The sequence below is a fragment of the Bradyrhizobium sp. AUGA SZCCT0182 genome, from assembly GCF_018130185.1.
In the GTDB taxonomy this organism is placed as follows: Bacteria; Pseudomonadota; Alphaproteobacteria; order Rhizobiales; family Xanthobacteraceae; genus Bradyrhizobium.
The window spans coordinates 65,023-87,217 of sequence record NZ_JAFCLY010000012.1 but is presented as its reverse complement, the minus strand read 5'-3'; the positions used below and the strand labels follow the sequence as shown (position 1 = coordinate 87,217).

Genomic DNA, 22,195 nt, shown 5'->3' with positions numbered 1-22,195 from the left:
GGGCGCCAATGGCCAAGCAAAAAGCGACATCGAAAGCCGCAGCCAAAACCGCGGTGAAGAAGAAATGGACGGGCCTCGGTACGGCAGCCAAATCTTCAGCCCGCAAGACCATCGAATCAAAAGGCCGCGTCGCCACAGCCAAATCGAAGGCGGCAGCCAAGCCAACGGCCAAGGCCGTAGCAAAGCCGAAGGCGCGGCCGAAACAGCGCATCGCCATCAGCCATCATCGGGATGAGGATTTTAAGGCCGACGGCCTGCGCACCTATGCGCAGTACCGCGATCTCGGCATTGCCGCGGCGACCCATGGCCTCGCGCAAGCGCATGTGATCCGGCTGATCGGACCCTGCAATCCGGAGGAAGTTTCAAAACTGCATTATCACGACGTCGAATTCCAGATGGTCTATGTGCTCAAGGGGTGGGTGAAGACCTACATGGAAGGCCAGGGAGAGACCTTGATGAAAGAGGGCGGCTGCTGGACCCAGCCGCCGCGCATCAGGCATCTGATCCTTGATTATTCCGACGACGTCGAATTGCTGGAAGTGATTTTGCCGGCGGAGTTCAAGACGGTGGAGTTATCGTCGTAAGTCCGCGCGAGCGCGAATGTTAGTGTTCGTCATGGCCGGGCTTGTAGTCCCGGCCATCTACGTCTTGTCTCACGCAAAGGAAGTAAGTCGTGGATGCCCGGGGCGTAGGCGAGCGGAAGCGACGCCGTCCTCCAGACGGCTATGCCCGGGCATGACGGGGCGGCTTCGTTTCCGGCATCACAAACGCAATCAGACAAAGCCCGACGCAGGCAATGGCGGACAGGCCGAGGAAGGCTACGCTATGTCCAAAATGGTCGCTGACATAGCCTGCCAGGATATTGCTGCAGGAAGCGCCGATGCCGACCGCCGTCCCCACCACGCCCTGGGCGAGGTTGAAATGGCCGCTGCCGAAGGCGATGTCGGCGACAGTCAACGGAATGAGAACGCCAAACACCGCGGCGGTAACGCCGTCAAAGAATTGCACGGCGACCAGCAGATAGGGATCGGTGACGGTTGCGAACAGCACGCCGCGGATGGCGAGCGCGGTGAAGCCGATCAGCAGCAGCGGCCGGCGGCCCCATTGTTGCGCCTTACGGCCGACCGATGGCGAGGTCAGCGCCACGATCGCTTGCGGCAGGATGATGCACGCCGCGATCAGCACCGGCGCCCACTGGGTCGAACGCGTCGTCACGATGCCGGCCATCAAGGGCAGCATCGCGGCGTTGGCGAGCTGCAGCAACATCACGGCACCGGCAAAGATCAGGAGCGGGCGCTGGCGCAACAGATGCAGCACGCTGGTGGCTTCGGGATCCGGCTTGGCGCGGACGATCGCGCCATGGGCCTGCTCCGGATCGATTTCGCGATCCCTGATCCGGGATAGCGCTATGATGGTGAAGATCACCAGAACAAAGGTGGCGAGAAACACCGAGCGGCTGGAGATGAAATAGCCGCAGGCCCCCATCAGCGCCGCGGCGACGCCGTTGCCAATTGACGCGAACCGGGCATTGCGCCCCAGCCGTTCGCCGATCGCGGACGGTCCGACCAATCCGAGACTGATCGCGGCGATCGCCGGGCCGAGCACGCAACTCGCCATGGCGTGCAATGTCGCCGCCGCTGCGATGACGGGAAAGATCGGCCATGCCGCATAGGCCAGCGCTGCGACTCCAATCGCTGCGACCGCGAAACCGGCGACCAGCCGTTCTCTCCGGGCGGCGTCGATGATGGCGCCGCCCGGCATCTGGCCGATCAACCCGACAATGCCGCCGATCGACAGCACCAGCCCGATCTCGACCTGGGTCCATTTCTGCGTCGTGAGGTACACCGCGACGAACGGACCAAAGCCGGTCTGGACGTCGGCGAGAAAGAAGATGAACCAGTCGAGGCCGCGCTGGCTTTGCGCCGAAGGGTGGGGCTCGGGCGATGCCGGCGGCGGCGGTGACGTGTCGCAGCGTTCATCGACGGACGGCGCGCCCCGCGTCTCAGCGGCAAAATCCTTGGCAGTATCTTTGGGATATGGGTTCGGGCGCGCGGACAGTGGAATTCTCCTCCTCCGTCAGTGGTCGAATTGCAGGGGTTGCAGACTGCCGGTGGCGCCGAGCACCACGATCGGCGTATCTTCCTTGTATTCGGGCGCGGCCTTGACCTGTTCCAACGTCAATTCGAGCGTCATGCTTTCCTTCTTGTTGGTAACTTGTCCGAAGTGGAGTGCGTTCCAGTCGACGACGATCTTTCGGCTGCCGACGCCGAGAAAGCCGCCGAAATCGATCACCGCGGCGCGCACGGTTCCGGAGCGATCGACGATCACGTCGACGATGCGCCCCATGTTCTCGCCAGCCGTGCTGCGGACATCGCGTCCGAGAATCCCGCGTGCGTCCGCCGCGCGGATGACCGTGACGGAAGGCGGGGGCACCGGTTCTTTCGGCGCATCCGGCGAGGCCTTTGCCGCCGGACTTGGTGCGGCGGGGGCCGGCGGGCCCTTGTCTGGCTCCTGTGCGACCGCCAATGCGCCGAGGGATATCGCGCTCCACACCAGAACGGCTGCCGTGATCTTTTGCCCTGAACGCATGCGGTCTCCTGAAGCTCTTCGCTGTTGCGCAGAGGTGACGAACCGGCCGCAGCCGGTTTCGTCACCATTTCCCCGAGTACGATCGCCGTCAGCGCGACAACACGATCGAGACCTGAACGCGGCCGCGCGTCCGCATCATTTCGAGCGATACATCGTCGCCGTGACGGCGCAGGCGAAGATCCACGCTGCAATCGCCAAGCCGCAAGTCACGCAGCACGACCTCGTTCAGGAATTCCGGCAGACGCGGATTACGCAGGCGGATTTCGCCGGCCCGCGCATCGAATTCCAGGCCGAGCGAAGCTTCCAGCAGCGTGAACGGCGTCGCGCTCGCCCATGCCTGCGGCGAGCACGCCACGGGATAGAGCGTCGGGCCAAACCGCCGCTCGCGGTGGAAGCCGCAGAACAATTCCGGTAACCGCCTGAGATCCATGTAACTCGCCGCGCCGAACAACCCCTTGAACAGATGTTCGACGGAATGTTTCAGGCCGTAGCGGGCAAGGCCCAGCGCTATCAGCGCGTTGTCGTGCGGCCAGATCGAGCCGTTGTGGTAGGACATCGGATTGTAGCGGGACTCGCCTGATGCCACGGTTCGAATGCCCCATCCGGTGAAGAAGCGCGGCCGCATCAGGTCGGCGGCGACCATGCGCGCACGGTCCTCGCCAATGATGCCCGTGAATAGAAGCTGGCCGGCATTGGATGTCCGCACCTTGCACGGCCGCTTGGCGCCATCGAGCGCGAGCGCGTAGGTGCCCATGTCAGGACACCAGAACGCCTCCTCAAAGCGCGCGGCAAGTTGGGTTGCCTCCTCGTCGAGCCTGCGCGCCTTCTCGGCAAAGCCAAGCTGGCGCGCGCAACGCGCTGCCAGCCGTTTGCCAGCGAAGACGTAACCCTGAACCTCGCACAGGGCGATGTGGCCCTCGGCCAACTGGCCATCGGCATGAAAGATCGCGTCGAAGGAATCCTTCCAGCCCTGGTTGGCGAGGCCCTGTTCGGAGGCGCGCTGATATTCGACAAAGCCGTCACGATCAGGGTCGCCTGGCCCGTCAATCCAGGCCAGCGCGGCCTCTATCGCAGGCCACAGCTCGCGCAGCGTGTCCTCGTCACCGGTGCGCTCGAAATAGAATCCCGCCAGCAGCACGAACAGCGGCGTGGAATCGACGCTGCCGTAATATTGCGCGAACGGCACTTCGCGTAGCGCCGCCATTTCGCCGCCGCGCATTTCATGCAGGATCTTGCCGGGTTCGGCATCGTTCAAGGCATCGACGGCCGTGGCTTGATAGGCAGCGAGCCGTTTGAGCACGCCGCAGGCCACGCGCGGGTCGATCCACAGCATCTGCAGCGCTGATATCAGGCCGTCGCGGCCGAACGTGGTCGAATACCAGGGAATGCCGGCATAGGGATAGCGGCCATGCGCGGTGTCGGTCATCAGCATGTTGAGATCGGCCATCGACTGGCACAACACCTCATTGAAGATGCTGTTCGAGGTTTCGACGCTGGCGGCGCCCGCGGTCGAACGGCGCATTTCGCGGCGATGCGCGAGCAGGCCACGCATGAACGGTGCCGGCCGATGCTCGGCAGCATTGTTGCAGGTGACCGCAACGAACAACGAGGTAAGCTGCTGCGGCTCGAGCGCGAAATGATAGCTGCCGCTGTTCACCGCCAGCAGGGTGGGGCGCGGGTCAAAATGCAGATTGGTCGTTCGCGCCTCGCCGTCGAGGCCGTGATATTCGAACCTGACATCGGCGGGGCTGAGCAGTTCGCTGGTGCCGGTGCCGCGGCGCGGGCGCCTGGCGCCGCGCACCTCGAACAGATCGGCGAAATCATTGTCGAACAGGAAGGTCAGATCAATGTGTGCCGCCCGGTCGCCATGGTTCTGGACGGCGATCCGCTGATAGGCGGTGCCGCGCCACAGGAAGATGGTGCGCACGACGTGGATCAGATCCTTCTGCAGGACGATCCGGTCGCCGTCATAGATGTCGGGATTGGTGAGGTCGATCGTCAGTGCGGAATTGTCGTCGCGCAGGTTGGAGCCGAGCAGCAATGGCTGAGTCTGGTTCAGCAAGAGCTCGAGCCGCGCCAGATAGCGGGTATCGGCATTGAACAATCCATCGGGTCCACCGGCCGAGGCACCGATGTCGCCATGGCTGTCGAGGACGATGAACGTATCGTCGTGCTTGAGGGTCCGGCGCGGCCGTGCCGCCTGGCCGGTCATGGGAATGTAGAACGGCGATTCCGTGATCTGCTCCGCGAGCGGAGCATCCGCCCGCTGGACGTTGGCTTTGGTGGCCATGCGTAACCTCTGTCCTGTAACTCTAGAGCCTTTTCCGTTCCGATTAAATCGGAACGGGCTAGATTCTTGATTTGATGTGTTTCATTGACGCCAACCGGTATCCAATTCGCTGGAAAACGCTCTAGCGGATACCGCTCCGCACGCCGCGACGCCGATCTGACTGTGTCTCAATTCGCCGCCGCGATTCAGGCTGCGTGGATCGCGAGACGGTTCATTTCCTGGGTCACGAGCTGCCGGTACGGGCCGGTTTCACGCATCAGGCGGTCGGGCGGACCATCCTCGATGACCTTGCCATCCTTGAGCATCACGACGCGGTCAAAATTGCGCAGCGTCGCGAGACGGTGCGCAATCGCGATCACGGTGCGGCCGCGCATCAGGCGGCCGAGCGCATCGCGGATGGCCTCTTCGGATTCGCCGTCAAGCGCGGCAGTTGCCTCGTCGAGCAGCAGGATCGGCGCGTCCTTCAGAAACGCGCGCGCGATCGCGATGCGTTGTCGCTGGCCGCCGGAGAGCTTGACGCCGCGATCGCCGACCATGGTGGCAAGGCCGTCGGGCAGATTTTCGACGAAGTCACACCGCGCCGCGATCGCCGCGCGTAAAACCTCGTCGTCGGTCGCCGTTGGGCGGCCATAGCGGATGTTCTCCATGATGGAGCGGTGGAACATCGAGATGTCCTGCGGCACCACCGAGATCGCCTCGCGCAGGCTTTGCTGGGTGACGCGCGAGATATCCTGGCCGTCGATGGTGATACTGCCTTTGTCCACGTCGTAGAAGCGCTGCAGCAGCACGAACAGGCTGGACTTGCCGCCGCCGGACTGGCCGACCAGGCCGACGCGCTGTCCGGGTTTGAGATTCAGGTTGAATTTGTCGAACACCTGGACACCGCCGGGATATCCGAACGAGATGTTCCTGAAGGTGATGGCCGCACCGCTCTTGATCAGCGGTTCGGCCTCGGGATGGTCGCGCAGTTCATGCGGCTGCAGCAGCGTTGCGATCGCCTCCGAGAGCCGGGCCGTGTGCTGCGTGACATCGACAAGCGCTACCGCAAGATCGCGGGTCGCGTGCAGGATGGAGAGGCCGAGCGTGCAGACCAGCACCACGTCGCCGGTCGTGGCCTTGCCGCTCTGCCATAGCGTGACCGCCCAGTACAAAAGGGCCACCGTCAACGCCAGCGTGATCACCGCATGGATGAGCCGCAGCTTTTCCAGATAGCGCAGGCTTCGGCCTCGCGCGGTCAATTCGCGGTCGACGGTGTCGTCGAAACGATTGTGCTCATGGTCGAGCCCGCAGAAGGCTCGCACCAGCGGCATGTTGTTGATGACGTCGACCATTTCGCCGTCAACGGCGGCGGCCTTGTGGGCGTAGTCGTCATGTAACGGCTTGCCAGCGGCCGCGATCCGGAACATGGCGATGAGGACCACGCTTGCGATCACGACCATGCCGGCGGCCATCGGCAGGCTGACGGTTCCAATCAGAGCAATTGCCACAATTGTGGCGATGCAGGGCGGCAACACGTTCCATACGAACATGTTCTCCACCGTGAAGACGGCATTCGAAGTGGCGGTGATCCGGCTTGTCAGCATGCCCGGCAGCCGATCGATGAAATAGCTCGGGGCATGCCCGGTCAAATGGCGGAACATGTCGCGGCGCAGATCGCCGGTGACGCCGACAAAGGTGAAGCTCGCTGTCCAACTCGCGATCCGCCACAGCAAAACGTCGGAACCAATCAGCGCTATGAGAAAAACGAATGCCAGCCATACACCGGCGCTATGCGCCGGTCCGGCGGCGAGGGCGTCGACGAGATACTTCACGCCGTATTGGGTGCCGACCGAGCAGGCAACGGCGGCAACAACCGCGACCAATATCACCAGATGCGACGTGCGCCGCTGACGCAGATAGCGCATGACGAAGTGGAAAGGGCGGTTTGCATATCCCGAAAGATTGTCCATGTGCCTGTTAAACCTGTTGGAGATAAACGAGAATCCCTAGCGGATCGCCGATTGCCGGGAGCCGGTCTTGATGAGGATCATCCCGAGGACGCAGCTGCGCCTCATCTGCACAACAATTCCGCAGCAAGGTCGGTCCGAAGAGCCTGATCACATGTGATGTCATGAGCAAGACGACAGTGTGCGCGAAGTGCGCATCATCTTGGAACTTCGCAGGTGCGTAAACGTTCCCGACTTGGCGATGCCGCGCCACGAGGGGCTGAGGGCTTTCAAAGCAGAGTCAGAGATCAGGAGGTTGTTAGGATGCGCATCGCGCAGGTTGCTCCGTTGACGGAGGCTGTTCCGCCCAGGTTGTATGGCGGCACCGAACGTGTCGTCTATTGGCTGACCGAGGAACTGGTCGCTCTGGGCCACGAGGTCACGCTATTCGCCAGCGGCGATTCCCGAACATCCGGAAAGTTAGAGGCCGCATGGCCGAAGGCGCTGAGGCTGGATGGATCGGTTCGCGACGCCAACGCGCTGCACATGCTGATGCTCGAGCGAGTAAGGCAGAAATGCGACGACGAAGAATTCGACTTTCTTCACTTCCACCTCGACTACTACCCTTTTTCGCTGTTCGCACGGCAACCGACGCCGTTCCTGACCACCCTGCATGGGCGGCTGGACCTTCCCGAACATCAACCGTTGTTCAAGACGTTTTCGTCGATACCTCTGGTCTCGATCTCGAATGCGCAGCGGCGTCCGGTGCCGCAGGCGAATTTCATCCGCACCATCCATCATGGCCTGCCGGAAAATCTGCTGACGCCCCAAGTCGTGAAGCCGAGGTATCTTGCCGTCCTCGGCCGTATCGCGCCGGAGAAGGGCGTGGACCGGGCGATCAGGATCGCGATACGCTGCGGTATCCCGCTCAAGATCGCGGCGAAGGTCGATCGCGCGGACCAGGAATATTACGATGCGATCATCAAGCCGATGATGGCTAATCCGCTGGTCGAGTTTATCGGCGAAATCGGGGACCACGAGAAAGCCGGTTTCCTGAGCGGGGCAATCGGGCTGCTGCTGCCGATCGACTGGCCGGAGCCGTTCGGCCTCGTGATGATCGAGGCCATGGCCTGCGGCACGCCCGTGATCGCCTACAACCGTGGATCGGTTCCTGAAATCATCGACGACGGAAAGACCGGCTTCATCGTCGAGGATGAAATCAGCGCGGTCGCTGATGTCGGGCGGCTCGGGGAACTGGATCGCCAGGCCATTCGCACGCATTTCGAGACGCGCTTTACGGCTCGCCGAATGGCGCTCGACTATGTCAACACCTATCAGGGCATGATCGAGGCGGTGAAGCCGCGGATGAAACTGGTCAGCAGCGCGGAGTAGAGAGGGCGGTATCTGTGAGGGCGCCCATTGATCATCTCCGACGATGGCCTGTGCCATCGTCGGGGTCTTCACCGACGGCGTGCAGCACGAACGATTCAGACGCACGTGCGGTTCCGTCGACGGGGACCAATGTCGGGCGCTTTGGACTGTGCTCCTCGACCCATTTTTCGACACGCTTGCGAACTCCCCGCTTTGGCCGTTGCACCGCCTGGTTTTCGGTGGAGCGAAACAACGCGTAGTCGCGGCTGAATAGCCAGCGCGATGTTTGAAAGACGCCGTGGGTGATGAACAGTGCGGCGAGCACGTCTATCGAATAGTGATAGTGGCCGAGCAGCACGATCGCGCCGAAGAACGCGGTCAGCGCGAGAAAGAATATCCGCCATTGCACGATGTGCCAGAACGCCAGCGCCGCAAGGAACGGCATTCCGGTGTGACCGGAAAAGAAGAGATCGCTGCCGTAAAAAATGGAGTTGAAAAACGGCGCCGGCTGCTGCGGGTCGATCGGCGACGGCGCCATGTGGGTAAGCGCCACGAAGACGGCGCGGACCACCAGGAACAGCGCCGTGGCCTTCAGCGCGAACGGCAACCGGTTCGGCCGCCAGGCCAGCAGCCCCGCCGTGATGACGAAGGCCGTGAACGTACCGTAGATGAACAGAAAGCGGACGTTGTAGGGCCCGACGCGGCTCAGCACAAAATCGGTGACGTGGTTGCTGGCATGGACCGTGGCATAGGTGACGGCGGCGAAGATCGCGATGCTGCTGGCAGTGAGGAAGGCGGCGCCTTCGCATAGCGAGCGGACATACGCGCGCGTACCAAACAGCGTGCGGTATAGCCGCATCGTGTCCTGCATTGTCCCTGCGCCTCCGTTCGCGGTCGTCGGCGACGATAGGTGCGGCGGTCTTCGTCGCTCGGGCTGCTGGATATCCTGTACTTCAGCGTAACCGTAATGCGAGGTGAAGTATCTGCATGTGAAGTATGCCACACCTCGTCGATTTTTGCCATTGCCCGCTAGCTCACAACCGCACGATCGCACCCATCAGGCAGGTGGTCGGGGTGCTCGACGCGATCGATTTGGCGCGATAGCGCCACCAGCATGGCGCATGGGGACGTCTGCATTCAACAGGTGATCCTGCCCGTCGCAAAATGCTGTCCCTTTGCGCACGTCAAATGCAAGCTGCCGCCGGATACGTTCGACAATTCCTCTTCGCTAAGTTCCATTTCGACGTCAATGAGCGAACGTTTGGCGCGTTCGTTGCTCGGCTTCGTTGGACCAAGGTCCCGAATTTGATTGTTCATGTCACTCTCCTGGAATCGTTTGGGAAGGGCGTTCCCTCATGTCACGGTCGCAGAGTAGCCGGTGCGGCTCGTTGTCGCTGTGAGGAGCCTCACACAGCGAACCTCACACAGCGAATTCCAACGATGAAGCGGCGTGCGCGTCCTAGCTCATCACCCCGACGATCGCGCCCATCAGGCAAGTGGCCAGCGTGCCCGATACGATCGACTTCAGCCCGAGCGCGTTGATTTCTTCGCGGCGGTCGGGCGCCATGGTGCCGAGGCCGCCGATCATGATGCCGAGGCTGGCGAAGTTGGCAAAGCCGCACATCGCATAGAGCATGATCAGCCGCGACCGCGGATCGAGCGCATCAGGACCGAGCTTCGATAAATCGACATAGGCGATCAACTCGTTGAGCACGGTTTTGGTGCCCATCAGGCTTCCCGCCGTGATCGCCTGCGACCACGGCAGGCCCAACAGCCAGCATACCGGCGCCATCAGATAGCCGAGCAGCCGCTGCAGCGAAATCTTCGCGCCGCCGATCTCGGGCAACAGGCCGAGGATGGCGTTGGCGAGATAGACCAATGCTACCAGCACCAGCAGCATCGCGATGATGTTCAGCAGCAGCTCCAGTCCGGAAGTGGTGCCCCTGACGATCGCATCCATGGTGCTCTTCACCTCCGTATCGGGAGCGGCCAGCATTCCGCCAGTCCGCTTGTCCGACGTCTCCGGCACCATGATCAGGCTGACCAGGATCGCCGCGGGTGCGCCGAGGACCGAGGCAATGACGAAATGCGCGGCCGCGTCCGGGATCAATGGCGCCAGAAACGTGGCGTAGAGCACCAGCACGGTGCCGGCGATTCCCGCCATGCCGCCGGTCATGACCATGAACAATTCGCTACGGGTGAGTTGCGAAAGGTATGGGCGGATGAACAGCGGCGCCTCGACCATGCCGAGGAAGATGTTGGCGGCGGCGGAAAGGCCGACCGCACCGCCGACGCCGAGCGTGCGTTCCAAAAGCCACGCCATGCCGCGCACGATCGGCGGCAGCACCCGCCAATAAAACAGCAGTGTGGTCAGGACGCTCATGACGAGGATGATCGGCAGCGCCTGAAACGCCAGGATGAAATCGGCGCCCGGCGCCTTGAGGTCGAAAGGAAGCGTGCCGCCGCCGAGATAGCCGAACACGAAGGAGGTGCCGGCGCGGGACGCCGCGGCGATGGTATTGACCGCGTCATTGATGGCGCCGAACGCCTTTGCGACCAGCGGCAGCTTGAGCAGCACCAGCGCGGTGAGCACGGTGACCGCAAGCCCGATCGCCATCTGCCGCCATGACACCGCGCGGCGGTTCTCGCCGAGCGCCCACGCGATCGCCAGCAACGCCAGCACGCCGAAAGCCGATTGCAGTTGCAGCATGATCTCAAAGTCCCCCGGTCGATTATGGCAGCGGGGGACTTGCAAGCGCAATGCCGGGCAGCCCTTCGCCGCCGGCCATTGACAGGGGGACCAGGGTCGTTCACGGCGTAATCAACAATGCAAGCGGGGCCACGGCTCACGCTTCGAGAAGCAGGATACCGGCCTCACCATGTCTTCCCTGATGCCTGTCGGTGCCGGCGATCTGCTCAGGCATCCCTCTTTCCTGTCGTTTCTGCTGTCGCGCAGCCTGTCGCGCTTCGCCAGCCAGATCGGGGCCGTCGCCATCGGCTGGCAGGTCTACGATATGACCGGCAGCGCATTCGATCTCGGCATGATCGGACTGGTTCAATTCCTGCCGACGGCGTTGTTTCTGTTCGTGGCCGGCCATGCCGCCGACCGCTACGAACGCAAACGGGTGGTGCAACTCTGCCAGATCGCCGAGGGGCTGACGGCGCTGTTTTTGGCCTGGGGCGCCTATGCGGGCATTCTTAACGTGACGCAGATCTTCATTGCGTCCTTTGTGCTCGGTATAGCCGGGGCCTTCGAAAGCCCGGCATTGGCTGCACTGCTGCCGCTGATCGCGCCGAAAGGCTCGCTGCAGCGCGCCACCGCGGTTTCGAGCGGCGCGGGGCAGATCGCCACCATCGCCGGTCCCGCGCTGGGTGGGCTGGCCTATGCCCTCGCACCCAGTGCGGCCTACGGGGTCATGGCGGCGTTTTTGCTGTTCGGGGCCGCAATCATGGGCGCGATCCGGCTGATACAGCCGGCCGTTGTGCGGGATGCCGCGACATCAGATGATATCTTTGCCGGTGTCAAATTCGTCCGCAACAACCCGGCCATCCTCGGCACGATCTCGCTCGATCTGTTCGCGGTGCTGCTCGGCGGCGCCACGGCGCTGCTGCCGATCTATGCGCGCGATATCCTTCAGACCGGCCCGCTCGGTCTCGGCATCCTGCGCGCCGCGCCCGCGATCGGCGCGCTGCTGATGACCGCGTTCCTCGCGCACCACACTATCAACCACCGCGTCGGAATACGGATGTTTCAGGCCGTGATCGTGTTCGGCGTGGCGACGGTGGTGTTTGCGCTGTCGCACTGGATGTGGCTGTCGGTGCTGGCACTGGTGGTGCTGGGCGCCGCCGACGTCGTCAGCGTGGTGATCCGCTTCTCGCTGGTGCAGCTCGCAACGCCCGACGATATGCGCGGCCGGGTCGGCGCGGTCAATTTCCTGTTCATCAACGCGTCAAACCAGCTCGGCCAGTTCGAAAGCGGCGTCACCGCGGCACTGTTCGGCGCGATGCCGGCCGCCGTGCTCGGCGGCGTCGGCACGATTGCGATCGCGCTATTGTGGATGAAGCTGTTTCCGACGCTGCGCGATGTGGAGAAGCTGGAGTAGGCCGACGACCCATCACCACGTCGTCCCGGCCTTGAGCCGGGACCCATACGCCGTAAATTCTCGATGAGAACGCGAATGGTAGAGGCCTCGTTACCCAATCACCGCCGCGGAGTATGGGTCCCCCGATGCGCAATTGCGCATCTGAGCTCAAGGCCGGGACGACGACGGTGGATTTGGCTAGCCCCGCCCGACGAACGGCATCTTGGTCGCCATGACCGTCATGAACAGCACGTTGGCGTCTAACGGCAGGCCGGCCATGTAGGCCACCGCGTCGCCGACCGCTTTCGCGTCCATGCGCGGCTCGTGTTTCATCGTGCCGTCGGGCTGCATCACGCCGGGGCCGGCGACCATGCGGTCGGTCATCGGGGTTGCGGCATTGCCGATATCGACCTGGCCGACCGCGATGTCGTACATGCGGCCGTCGAGGTTGGTGGCCTTGGTGAGACCGGTGATGGCGTGCTTGGTCGAGGTGTAGGCCGACGAGAACGGCCGCGGCGCATGCGCCGAGATCGAGCCGTTGTTGATGATGCGGCCGCCGCGCGGGTTCTGGTCCTTCATGATGCGGAAGGCGTGCTGGGTGCACAGGAAGGGGCCGGTGAGGTTGGTGTTCACCACCGCCTGCCACTGCTCAAGCGTGAGATCTTCGAAGTTCACCGGCGGCGCGCCCATGCCGGCATTGTTGAACAGCACGTCGAGCCGGCCGTAGGTTTCCTTGACCTTGTCGAACAGGGCGGCGATCGAGGCCGGGCTCGTCATGTCGGCGGAAACGCACAGGCTCTTGCCGATATTGTCGCCGAGCTTCTTGGTCTCTTCCAGCATTTCCATGCGGCGCCCGGCGAGCACCACGGTGAAGCCGGCATTCATCAGCGCTAGCGATGCCGCGCGTCCGACGCCGGTGCCTGCACCGGTGACGACTGCGATCTTGTTTGTTGCTTCGGCCATTGTTTCCTCGCCTTTACTTCTTTGTTTCTGTTTCTGACTTGTAGGGTGGTCTTGGAATATTCTGGTGCGCCGCGCGCAGCGCGGCCGACCAGCGCGAACGCAAATCGTGGAAATAGGGCTCGCCGGCCTCGATGCGGTGGTTGAGGTCGGCCTCGCAGGCATCCGCGCGCACCACCAGCACGTCGATCGGCAGGCCGACACCGAGATTGGAGCGCATCGTCGAATCCATCGAGATCAGGCTGGTCTTCAGCGCCTCGTACAGTTCGACGTCGTAATGCATGGCGCGGTCGAGCACCGGCTTGCCGTATTTGTGCTCGCCGATCTGCAAATAGGGTGTGTCCGTGGTGCATTCGATGAAATTGCCGGCGGTGTAGACCATGAACAGCCGCATCCGCGAGCCCTTGATCTGGCCGCCGAACAGGAACGAGACGTCGAAGGAAACGTCTTCCGACCGCAGCGCGTCGCCTTCGGTGGCGTGGACGCTGCGGATGGCGCGGCCGATGCGCTGCGCGGCCTGGAACATGGTCGGCGCGTTCATCAGGGTTTCGACCTCGCCGGTATGCGGGTCTTCGATGCCTTCGGTCAGGGTCGACAGCACCGACTGGCTGATCGCCAGATTGCCGGCGCTGGCGATCGCCATGATGCGGTCGCCCGGCTTCGAGAAAATGTGGAGCTTGCGAAAGGTCGAGACGTTATCGAGGCCGGCATTGGTGCGGGTATCCGCGATCATGACCAGACCGTCCCGTACCAGCACTCCGCAACAATAGGTCATTCCGTGTCCCCAAGCCGTCCGAATTACCGGCGGGGCAACTAGTAGCGAATTTCGGGAGGGCATCCAACCCCAATTACCCAGGACTTGGCATGCGCCGGGTGGGTAAAAAGACGCATTGAATCGGCTCGGCAGGGCTAGGTCCGGGCGAGGATGACATGGGCCTGGATCTTGGCCGATATCTCGCCGCTGCCGTGCCGGCCGGCGATCACCGAGGCCGTATGGTCGGTCGCAGCCTCGAGCCGGTCCGCCCCCCGTGCTTCGATCTCGTTGCGCAGCGGGGTTCCCTGGCAATAGGCCAGCGCGACATAGCGGGCAGAAGGGGCGCGGCTCTGCGCCTCCCGGGTCTCGATCGTCACATCAGTGAAGCCGGCCTTTGCCAGGTCGCTGCGGATCAGTGACGTGTCGTGATAGCCATGGGGCGTGCGCGCCATGAAGCGGGGAGGGTCGTTCGGAAAGAACGTCGCAAGCGCGTCGGTGACGTCGCTCGCGAACACGTTCTCCTCGATGCGATCCCAGGCATTGAACAGGAAATAGCCGCCCGGCTTGAGAACGCGCCGGGCCTCGCGGTAGCCGGATGGGCGATCGGGAAAGAACATGACGCCGAACTGGCAACAGACCAGGTCGAACGCGGCGTCCTCGAACGGCAATGCTTGGGCGTCGGCCTTCTGCCACATGATGCGGCTGTCCGCGCCTTGTCTTGATTTCGCATAATCCAGCATCGGCTGATTGAGGTCGGTGACGACATAGGAGGCATCAGCGGCAAGGACTGGCGCCAGCGCGCGCGTGACCGCGCCGCTGCCGGCCGCGGTTTCCAGCACGGCCTTTGGCGCCAGTGTGGCGACGCGTTGTGAAAGGTCCCGCGCGTAGCTCTCGAAGATCAGCGGAACCATATGGCGATCATAGTTTTCCGGGATCGAGCCTGCGAACACCTTGTCGGTTTCCGACATCGCGCGTCTCCTGCATTCCGCATCCGGTCGTTTTGCCTGGCAGTCATCCCTCGCAGCCCCATGGATTTTGGCAGCTTTAGGCAAAAATGAAAACATGCTGGGAGGCGGAATCGCGAGAGCGTACCGCGCTACTCGAACGGCGCCTTCATGTGGTCAGCCTTGCGGGGAAACGCGGCGATGCCGGGGCCAGGGCCGGCCTGTGCGATGTGTCGCGGACCATCAATCTCGACCGCACGTGCGATGGCGCAAGCCTGCGAGGCCTCGAACTATCGCGGTTGCGAATATTGATCGATCAAAACGAACATGGCACTGCGATGGATGAGGTGTCCTATTTGCCCGCGCCAAGCAGGTTTTTGTAGATTTTCCCATCCTTCATGATGACGACGAAATTTTTGGCGGGGTCTTCGATCAGCTTGATGTTATCGACGGGGTTGCCGTCCACCAGCAACAGGTCGGCCAGCGCGCCTTCTTCCACCACGCCGAGCTTGCCGGGATAAGGATTGCGAAGCCCGGACATGGCAAGCAGTTCGGCGTTTGTCGATGTCGCCATGACCAGCGCTTCGGCAGGGGTGTACCAACGGGTAAGCGAGGCCAGAATTGCCCCTTGTTGTTGGGCCAGCTCGCGGGAGAACAGCACATCCGTGCCCCACGCCGTCTTGATCTTGTATTTCTTCGCCATCTCATAGGCGCGGGCTATCCCGGGCCAGACCTCTTCCGCTTTGGCTCGCTGCACAGAACCCTCAGGAAGGCCCAGCCTCATTCCCTCCGGCAGTGGCTGCATGCTCAGCCAAACACCCTTGTCCGCGATCAGTTTTGCGGTTGCGTCGTCCATCAGGAAACCGTGCTCGATACACCTCGCGCCGGCCGCAATAGCGCTCCGGATCGCAGCCGGCGTAAAGGCGTGCGCGGCGACGTAGGTCCCCCAATTTTCTGCCGCTTCGACCGCGGCGCGCATTTCGGCCTCCGTGAAGGTGCTCACGTCGATCGGACTGAAGGGTGACGACACTCCGCCGCCCGCCGTCAACTTGACTTGTGAGGCGCCCTGCATGAGCTGTTCGCGTACGCGTACGCGCACCTCGTCAGGGCTGTCAGCAACGATGGCGCCGCCGATCTGCTCCATGCGGGTAAGCATGCCGCCGATCGTCCGCGGCAAATCAGTCAGCTGCCGGAAATCCCCATGCCCGCTCGTGACAGTGATCATGGCGCCGGACGGATAGATACGCGGGCCCTTGACGATGCCTTCATCGATGGCGCGTTTGAGACCAAACACCGGCCCGCCCACGTCGCGAATGGTGGTGAAGCCGCGCATCAACGTGTCTGTCGCTTCGTCGCCAGCCACCAGATTGTTGAAGCCGACGTCACCGAACGCCTCTACCGGGTTCGTGCGGATCAGCATCGCGTGCCAATGCGCATCGATCAGGCCCGGCATCAGGACGCGGCCGGCACCATTGATCGTTGCAGTTTGAGCGTCGACCGTGATCGCCGCCGTCGAAATCTTCTCTATCGTGTTGCCTCGAATCAGGACGTTGGACGGCGCTGAAAGCGCGCCGCTCTTTCCGTCGAAGATCCTGACGTTCTGAAATAATGCAGCTTGCTGGGCCTGCGCGGAGGGCGGGGCGGAGAAGCTCATTCCAATTGCAGCCAGAACTGCCAGCATGGAGCTGCCGGGGAATATTCTCAGGCAAGACATTCTCATAGCCGCGTGTTCCCCGTTCTCTGATCTGGTTATCTGGTCTGACTGTTCTCATTGCGCCTGATGATCTTGAGAACCCAGAAGATCACGCCGGCAATCAGTGACAGGACGCCAAGAAACGATAACGCCGTTGACTCGAGGTTCATGCCTGCGACCAGCAGCACGCATCCCAGCACGATCAGAACCAGACCGCCGAGTTTTTTCGCGAGAAAAACGGACCCTTCGTCAGCACGTGCAACCATAGCGACCACTCCCTTATGCCGTTTTCGCCGCCGGCCGCCACGCATAAGCCAGCCACGCGATGCCGTGAGATATCAGGTCGACGCCGAGGACAAATCCGAGCACCCACAGACCGGTCATCGGGAATCCCGTCAGAATGACGAGGCCAGCCAGGACTCCGAACAATCCCGACAGCAGCATGATCCAGCCGGCTTCTCTCCAGTGGCCGAAGCCCAGCAGAATTCGAACGATGCCGGATATCAGCAGCAACAGGCCGAGGACATAGGTGAGGATCAAGGCGCTGGCGACGGGCTGGCTCACCAGCGCCGCGCCGAAGGCGATGTACAGAATGCCCAGCAGCACCTGCCATATGAAGCCGCCCCATCCCTTGGTCCAGAACGCGTGAACCACTTCGAAGGCGCCCGTGGCGATCGAGATCCAGCCGATGAACATCGTGCTGATCACAGTCACGAGCACGACGTCACCCAACACCAGGGCTCCTGCCGCAATCATCACCAATCCAAGCAGAACGCAGATCCAAAATGGCGGCGCGGACAAACCATCGGCGCGCAACCGTGAACTACCGTCGTAAGTGGTCATGTTGTCCTCCTCGGTTCGGAGCCTGTGCGATCAAATCAGCGGCAGCGCCGGCTGCTCGGGTCTCATCAGCATACTGAAATTGGCTATAGCCATCGCCAGCCGCAAACGCGGCGCCCGCGGTGCCAATAACAGACCCAACGGCGCCGGCGGTGACGATGAATTGGGCGTCGTCGCGGCGGACGAGCCACAGGACGCCGGGGCGGCCGGCGGGCTACGGCCTGAACCCGCACGGTGAGATCATCCGCCTTGCTGCCAGGATCTTTGCTGCCAAGATCTTTGCCAAGGTCCTTCTGGGGCGCGAGGGGCATGGCCTCGACCACGGCCGGCAGCGAACTTGCGGCAAAACCCGCGGCTGCGGCCGCACACAGAAGGCCCCGTAATACGCTGCGACGCTCGATTGCATCCATTGGGTTCTCTCCTTTGATCGACGCCTTGTTACTTTCACCGCGGAGAACACACGTCTCGCAATCGGGATCAGGCCGATTTCGCGCCTTCGACCGCGGGGTCGTCACTTGGGATTTCTCCCGGCAGGTAATTCGGGAGCTGTCCGGCCGGAAACACCGCGAGCAAGGCGAGGCCGGCCATGATGAGCAGGCCGATCTTCAGCGCTCGCAGCCGCGCCTCCGTGTTCACGCGCACCGCTTCCTGCACCTGCTGGGGCGTAGCGGTCGTGTTCTCCATCACGGTCCGCAGACGCTCGTTGCTGACGAAAGTGATGCTGTTGAGATCGACCTGACTCTGTATCTCCTTCGGCAGCACCGGATTCGCGGCGATGTTGCTGACGACGATTGTGCTCAAGAGGCCGACAAGGAGCGCGCCGGCGACGGCTGTTCCGACTGCCGCGGCGAGATTCTGCGTGGTGCCGCGCGCCGATCCGACGTCGCCTGCAAGCGCCTTGGGTGAGGCGGTGACCAGCACGTTGAACAGCAGCGTGACCAGCGAACCCTGGCCGATACCGAACAGGACGAGGCCGAACAGCACGGGAATCTCGCTCCAGTCGTTCCGCACCACGAACGCGAGCCACACCAGTGCAATCGTGCAAAGGGCGAAGCCATAGCGGCCGATCTGGCGGGGCGTCAGTTTGTCGTAGACGTTGACGATCAGCATCGCCGTGAAGAACACCGTGAGATTGAACGGCATCATCGCGATCGCGGTCGCGAGAGGGGAGCGGCCCTGTACGATCTGAATGTACAACGGCACGGAAAAGTTAAGCGCCGCCTCCAGTGCGACCACGGCAAACAGCCCGTAGACCGCCGCGCGTTCCTGCGGCGAGTCGATCACCTCGAGGGCAAGCAGCGGCGTCTTCCCGGCCGCCTGGCGCCGATGCGTCCACATCAGAAAGGCCTGGCCGAGTACGATACCCAGAACGATCATGACCGGCGCGGGGGAGAGGCCAAGCAGGTCGAACGGCGCGTTGGGGGTTGCCAGCGCCAGGCCCCAGCCGTTCAGATTATTGAAGCCGAAACTGATGAGGATGATGGCTGTTGCCGCCAGCACAACGCCTGTGACATCGATCTGCACGTCCGGCCGTCCGTGGTCGGGCCTGAGGCGGAAGCTCAAAACGAAAACAATGGCGGAGGCGGCGATCAGGATTCCGAACGCCGGACGCCAGCCGATATATGTACCGAGGACGCCGCCAATGATGAACGCCAGCACGCCGGCAGCCGCCCGCGCCGAACCAAGCGCGCCGACGGCGGTCGCCTGTTGGCGCCCTGAATAATTCTCGGCGATCAGCGCCACCAGCGACGGCACGATCACGGCCCCTGCCGCGCCGCAAAGCGCCTGGGCCGTGATCATCAGGGTCGCGGTGGGGCTGAATGTCATCAATATCTGCGCGGCACAGAACAGGACGACGGCGGCGCGGAAGACCTGAGCGGCGCCGAACCGCTGGGCGAGTTTCGCGCCCAGCATCACGAAGCCGGCAACCAGCATCGAATAGGCCACGATGCCGGTCGCGACGGTCGTCGGCGGGACGCCGAAGCTCTGCACCATGCCCCCCATCGCGACCGGCAGCGAAGCGACGTTGAAGGACATGATCATCTGGCCGAACGCAATGGCGATCATCGGCACCCATGACGCCTGCGCGTCTTCGCGGATGTCGCCGATTGAAATCGAGTGCGTTGCCATGGCGTCCTCCGGCTTGCTCGGGTCCGGATCGGTCGGGTCTTGCGGCCCGTCACAATCCCTTTGGCATCTGATTCATTCTTCCGGTTGCGACACGAACAGATCCATTCCCAGCCGCTGCGACAGGAATTTAGCGGCGAGCTGTCCCTTGACGCTGTTGCCTGCGGCGTCGAGCGGGGGCGCGAAGGTTCCGAAGCCGCCTTTGCCCGGGGCAACCGCGACGATGCCGCCACCGATTCCGCTCTTTCCGGGCAAGCCGATGTCGTAAAGCCAGTCGCCCGAAGTCTCGTACAGTCCGGCGGTGATCATCACCGCCAGCGCGTAGTGACAGACTGCCGGATCGACCACGCGTTCCCTGGTGATCGGATTGACGCCGCCATCAGCCAGCGTAGCGCCCATGACCGCGAGGTCCCGGGCGCTGACATTCAGCGAGCACTGCCTGGTGTAGAGGTCGGTCGCTTCCCTTGCGTCGCAGTAGATCCGATCAAAACTCTGCAGCAGGCGGGCGATGCTGCGGTTGCGGAAGTTGGTATCCGACGCCGAGGCGTAGACCTCTTCATTCAGCGGCAGCTTTCGGCCCGCGAAACGCGACAATCCGTCATGGATGAATTGCCATTTTTCCTCCGCGGTCGAACCCGGTGTCAGGCTTGTTGTCGCAATGGCGCCGGCGTTCACCATCGGGTTGGTGCGACCATTCGAGCCTTGCTCGATCGCGGCCAGCGAATTGAAGGCCAGTCCCGTGGCGTTCGCACCGAGTTTGTCGCGCGCTGCTTCCGGTCCGATCGTCTCGCAAACCAGCGCGAACACGAACGGCTTCGACACGCTCATGATCGAGAACTCGTAGTCGGTATCTCCGGCGGCGTAGACGCGTCCGCTGGTGCCGACAACACAGACGCCGAACAAATCGCCGGGGATCCTGGCAAGGGCTGGATAGACTTGGGAATTCTGGCCGTCGGTATTCGACTTGAATTGCCGGTGTGCGTCAGACACCAACCTCTGCACCGTCTCGGCTTCGGGCAAATGCCCCGTTGAGACGTATGGCCGCTCGGCTTGTTCCGCGATCGAAGGTGAGTCCATTGGACCCCTCCATCTGGCTCAAGCAATCCGCTTCAGGGATCGTCAGGTATTTCGGCAGCACTGCTGCGCGCTGACAAATCATCCCGAGGAATTGCGTCAGCTCTTTTTAGATCGTTGCACAAGTGAACGCTCAAGGAAGCGTCGAGTCAACGGTGCAACCGAACAGCACTGTTTGCAGCACGTATGTTTCGTTACAAAATTTGTGACAAATCGCGCAACGCGATGGCACAAACTGCATATGCCGGGAGCGGGCTAATTATGTTGCGCCGCATCCATGCTGCGGCATGGCATGGACGGATACATCCACATGCAGTGCGATCGGGTCATCAGCGTTGCCGACGAAGCCGCCCGAAATTGGAATTGCTTGTTCCGCCTCTCGGGTTACGCCCACGCGGATCAGGTTCTCGCCGGCAATCAAGCCATTCGTGGGATCATACTCAACCCATCCTGCGCCGGGGAGGTAGACGCTGCACCAGGCATGGGTACTGCCGCCCCCGCGAACCGAACCTGAGATATTGTCATACAAATAGCCGGTGACGAAACGCGCGGCGAGCCCGAAGCAGCGCAGCGCTTCCATCATCAGCACTGCAAAATCGCGGCAGGTGCCGGAACCAAGTGCGAGGGTCTCGGCGGCTGTCTGCGTACCCTCCTCATGGCGCGCGACATAACGGAATTCTTCCTTGATTACATGCGTCATTGCGTCCAGTACTCGCAGGGTCTCTTTACTATCCACGCTTGACACGACACGGCGGGCCCATGCGTGACCTTTCGATCGGAGTCCGGCATTTGGAGTTGAGTGAACCGAGCCAGATCGGGAAACTCATGGGCGGCGTAGGCGTATGGAAACTGCTCGGCAGCCGAGTCGAGACTATAAATCGGAAGTGGCTGCCCCTCGGGGTGATGTGTTAAGTCAAGCTCTGACACAATGCCGAGCCGCCTGGTTCTGAGCGCTTCCGGCCAATGCAGGAAGCAGATCGAATTGTCGAAAACGTCATGCTTCCAGTAGATATCGGACGGCGCCGGTTCGACCTTTAGCGTCGCGCTATGAAGTCGCAGATCGTGACTCTCATCCGGCCGGATCATCAGCTTGTGGCGCAACAAGCCCACCGGGTTGCGGTAGGTGTATTCGGTCGTATGCACGATCCTGACCCTCGCCATATGAACCTCTTCTGAGCGGGATGAAGTCCTCAAGACTAAGTCCAATCCGCACCGAAGCCGCTAATTCCCCTTCGGTCCGGCCGGGCCTGGAGGACCTGCTGGGCCAGGCGGGCCAGCAGGTCCGGGAAGGCCGCAGTTCTGTATCACCACGTCTCTCGTATCCGGCCCGGACGTGATCTTCACGATACAAGTGGAGGGAAATTCCGATCCAACCCACCTAAAGCCTCCGGTCGATGTGCTCTCAACACGCACCGTTTTGGTTGGGCTTATCTTGATCTCCACGTTGGGGTCGCGCGCTCGCCGAACCCGTCCCACGACAACCAACTCGCCTCGCGATATCGCGGCAGTCGTGATCAATATTTCTGCACGGGCATTTCCACTCAAC

Annotated in this window: 20 protein-coding genes; 3 read left to right on the top strand and 17 right to left on the bottom strand. The window is 62.4% G+C overall.

Features of this window, described 5'->3' with window-relative positions:
- Positions 1-8 precede the first annotated feature (8 nt).
- Complete coding sequence (locus JQ611_RS15305; protein WP_212465894.1) at positions 9-584, top strand: cupin domain-containing protein; 576 nt, start codon at positions 9-11, stop codon at positions 582-584.
- 139 nt (positions 585-723) lie between these two features.
- On the opposite strand, the gene JQ611_RS15300 is transcribed toward JQ611_RS15305, so the two are convergent.
- The 4 genes from JQ611_RS15300 to JQ611_RS15285 all read right to left on the bottom strand — a co-directional run bounded on the left by JQ611_RS15300 (position 724) and on the right by JQ611_RS15285 (position 6,828).
- Complete coding sequence (locus JQ611_RS15300; RefSeq protein ID WP_212465937.1) at positions 724-2,064, bottom strand: MFS transporter; 1,341 nt, start codon at positions 2,062-2,064, stop codon at positions 724-726.
- Positions 2,065-2,076: 12 nt separating this feature from the next.
- Positions 2,077-2,589 (bottom strand): PRC-barrel domain-containing protein, encoded by a 513-nt coding sequence (locus JQ611_RS15295; protein WP_212265893.1) that lies wholly within the window; start codon positions 2,587-2,589, stop codon positions 2,077-2,079.
- An 88-nt stretch (positions 2,590-2,677) separates the two neighbouring features.
- On the bottom strand, positions 2,678-4,879 hold the full coding sequence (locus JQ611_RS15290) for an amylo-alpha-1,6-glucosidase (protein WP_212465893.1): 2,202 nt from the start codon (positions 4,877-4,879) through the stop codon (positions 2,678-2,680).
- Positions 4,880-5,064: 185 nt separating this feature from the next.
- Positions 5,065-6,828 (bottom strand): ABC transporter ATP-binding protein, encoded by a 1,764-nt coding sequence (locus JQ611_RS15285; protein WP_212265891.1) that lies wholly within the window; start codon positions 6,826-6,828, stop codon positions 5,065-5,067.
- Between the two features lie 300 nt (positions 6,829-7,128).
- Here JQ611_RS15285 and JQ611_RS15280 point away from each other — a divergent pair, with 300 nt between their 5' ends.
- Positions 7,129-8,196 carry a glycosyltransferase family 4 protein gene (locus JQ611_RS15280; protein ID WP_212465892.1) on the top strand — a complete coding sequence of 356 codons (1,068 nt, stop codon included), beginning with the start codon at positions 7,129-7,131 and terminating at the stop codon, positions 8,194-8,196.
- 31 nt (positions 8,197-8,227) lie between these two features.
- On the opposite strand, the gene JQ611_RS15275 is transcribed toward JQ611_RS15280, so the two are convergent.
- The 3 genes from JQ611_RS15275 to JQ611_RS15265 form a co-directional block, all read right to left on the bottom strand.
- Positions 8,228-9,046 (bottom strand): phosphatase PAP2-related protein, encoded by an 819-nt coding sequence (locus JQ611_RS15275; RefSeq protein ID WP_212265889.1) that lies wholly within the window; start codon positions 9,044-9,046, stop codon positions 8,228-8,230.
- Between the two features lie 266 nt (positions 9,047-9,312).
- The gene (locus JQ611_RS15270; RefSeq protein WP_212465891.1) at positions 9,313-9,492 is read right to left on the bottom strand and encodes a bacteriocin; all 180 of its coding nucleotides are present in this window, start codon (positions 9,490-9,492) and stop codon (positions 9,313-9,315) included.
- Positions 9,493-9,634: 142 nt separating this feature from the next.
- Positions 9,635-10,885: a NupC/NupG family nucleoside CNT transporter gene (locus tag JQ611_RS15265; RefSeq protein ID WP_212265887.1), complete on the bottom strand. Its 1,251-nt coding sequence runs from the start codon at positions 10,883-10,885 to the stop codon at positions 9,635-9,637.
- A 169-nt stretch (positions 10,886-11,054) separates the two neighbouring features.
- Here JQ611_RS15265 and JQ611_RS15260 point away from each other — a divergent pair, with 169 nt between their 5' ends.
- Positions 11,055-12,278, top strand: coding sequence for an MFS transporter (locus JQ611_RS15260; protein WP_212465890.1), 1,224 nt, complete (start codon positions 11,055-11,057; stop codon positions 12,276-12,278).
- Positions 12,279-12,455: 177 nt separating this feature from the next.
- Here JQ611_RS15260 and JQ611_RS15255 read toward each other — a convergent pair whose 3' ends face one another.
- The 10 genes from JQ611_RS15255 to JQ611_RS15210 all read right to left on the bottom strand — a co-directional run bounded on the left by JQ611_RS15255 (position 12,456) and on the right by JQ611_RS15210 (position 21,792).
- Positions 12,456-13,220 carry an SDR family oxidoreductase gene (locus JQ611_RS15255; protein ID WP_212265885.1) on the bottom strand — a complete coding sequence of 255 codons (765 nt, stop codon included), beginning with the start codon at positions 13,218-13,220 and terminating at the stop codon, positions 12,456-12,458.
- Between the two features lie 13 nt (positions 13,221-13,233).
- A complete protein-coding gene (locus JQ611_RS15250) occupies positions 13,234-13,992 on the bottom strand; it encodes a proteasome-type protease (protein WP_212265884.1) in 759 nt (252 codons plus the stop codon).
- A gap of 134 nt (positions 13,993-14,126) precedes the next feature.
- The gene (locus JQ611_RS15245) at positions 14,127-14,939 is read right to left on the bottom strand and encodes a class I SAM-dependent methyltransferase (RefSeq protein WP_212265883.1); all 813 of its coding nucleotides are present in this window, start codon (positions 14,937-14,939) and stop codon (positions 14,127-14,129) included.
- Between the two features lie 328 nt (positions 14,940-15,267).
- On the bottom strand, positions 15,268-16,569 hold the full coding sequence (locus tag JQ611_RS15240) for an amidohydrolase family protein (protein ID WP_249133205.1): 1,302 nt from the start codon (positions 16,567-16,569) through the stop codon (positions 15,268-15,270).
- Positions 16,570-16,664: 95 nt separating this feature from the next.
- A complete protein-coding gene (locus tag JQ611_RS15235; protein WP_212265881.1) occupies positions 16,665-16,874 on the bottom strand; it encodes a hypothetical protein in 210 nt (69 codons plus the stop codon).
- Positions 16,875-16,887: 13 nt separating this feature from the next.
- Positions 16,888-17,451 (bottom strand): HdeD family acid-resistance protein, encoded by a 564-nt coding sequence (locus JQ611_RS15230; RefSeq protein ID WP_212265880.1) that lies wholly within the window; start codon positions 17,449-17,451, stop codon positions 16,888-16,890.
- A 474-nt stretch (positions 17,452-17,925) separates the two neighbouring features.
- Positions 17,926-19,578, bottom strand: a complete 1,653-nt coding sequence (locus JQ611_RS15225) for an MFS transporter (protein ID WP_249133193.1) — start codon at positions 19,576-19,578, stop codon at positions 17,926-17,928.
- A gap of 72 nt (positions 19,579-19,650) precedes the next feature.
- On the bottom strand, positions 19,651-20,652 hold the full coding sequence (gene glsA / locus JQ611_RS15220; RefSeq protein ID WP_212265879.1) for a glutaminase A: 1,002 nt from the start codon (positions 20,650-20,652) through the stop codon (positions 19,651-19,653).
- 256 nt (positions 20,653-20,908) lie between these two features.
- Positions 20,909-21,385: a transglutaminase family protein gene (locus JQ611_RS15215; protein WP_212465888.1), complete on the bottom strand. Its 477-nt coding sequence runs from the start codon at positions 21,383-21,385 to the stop codon at positions 20,909-20,911.
- Entirely contained in the window at positions 21,346-21,792 is a 447-nt protein-coding gene (locus JQ611_RS15210; protein WP_212465887.1) for a transglutaminase N-terminal domain-containing protein, read from the bottom strand. Before JQ611_RS15210 ends, JQ611_RS15215 begins: the two co-directional genes overlap by 40 nt.
- Positions 21,793-22,195: the final 403 nt, after the last annotated feature.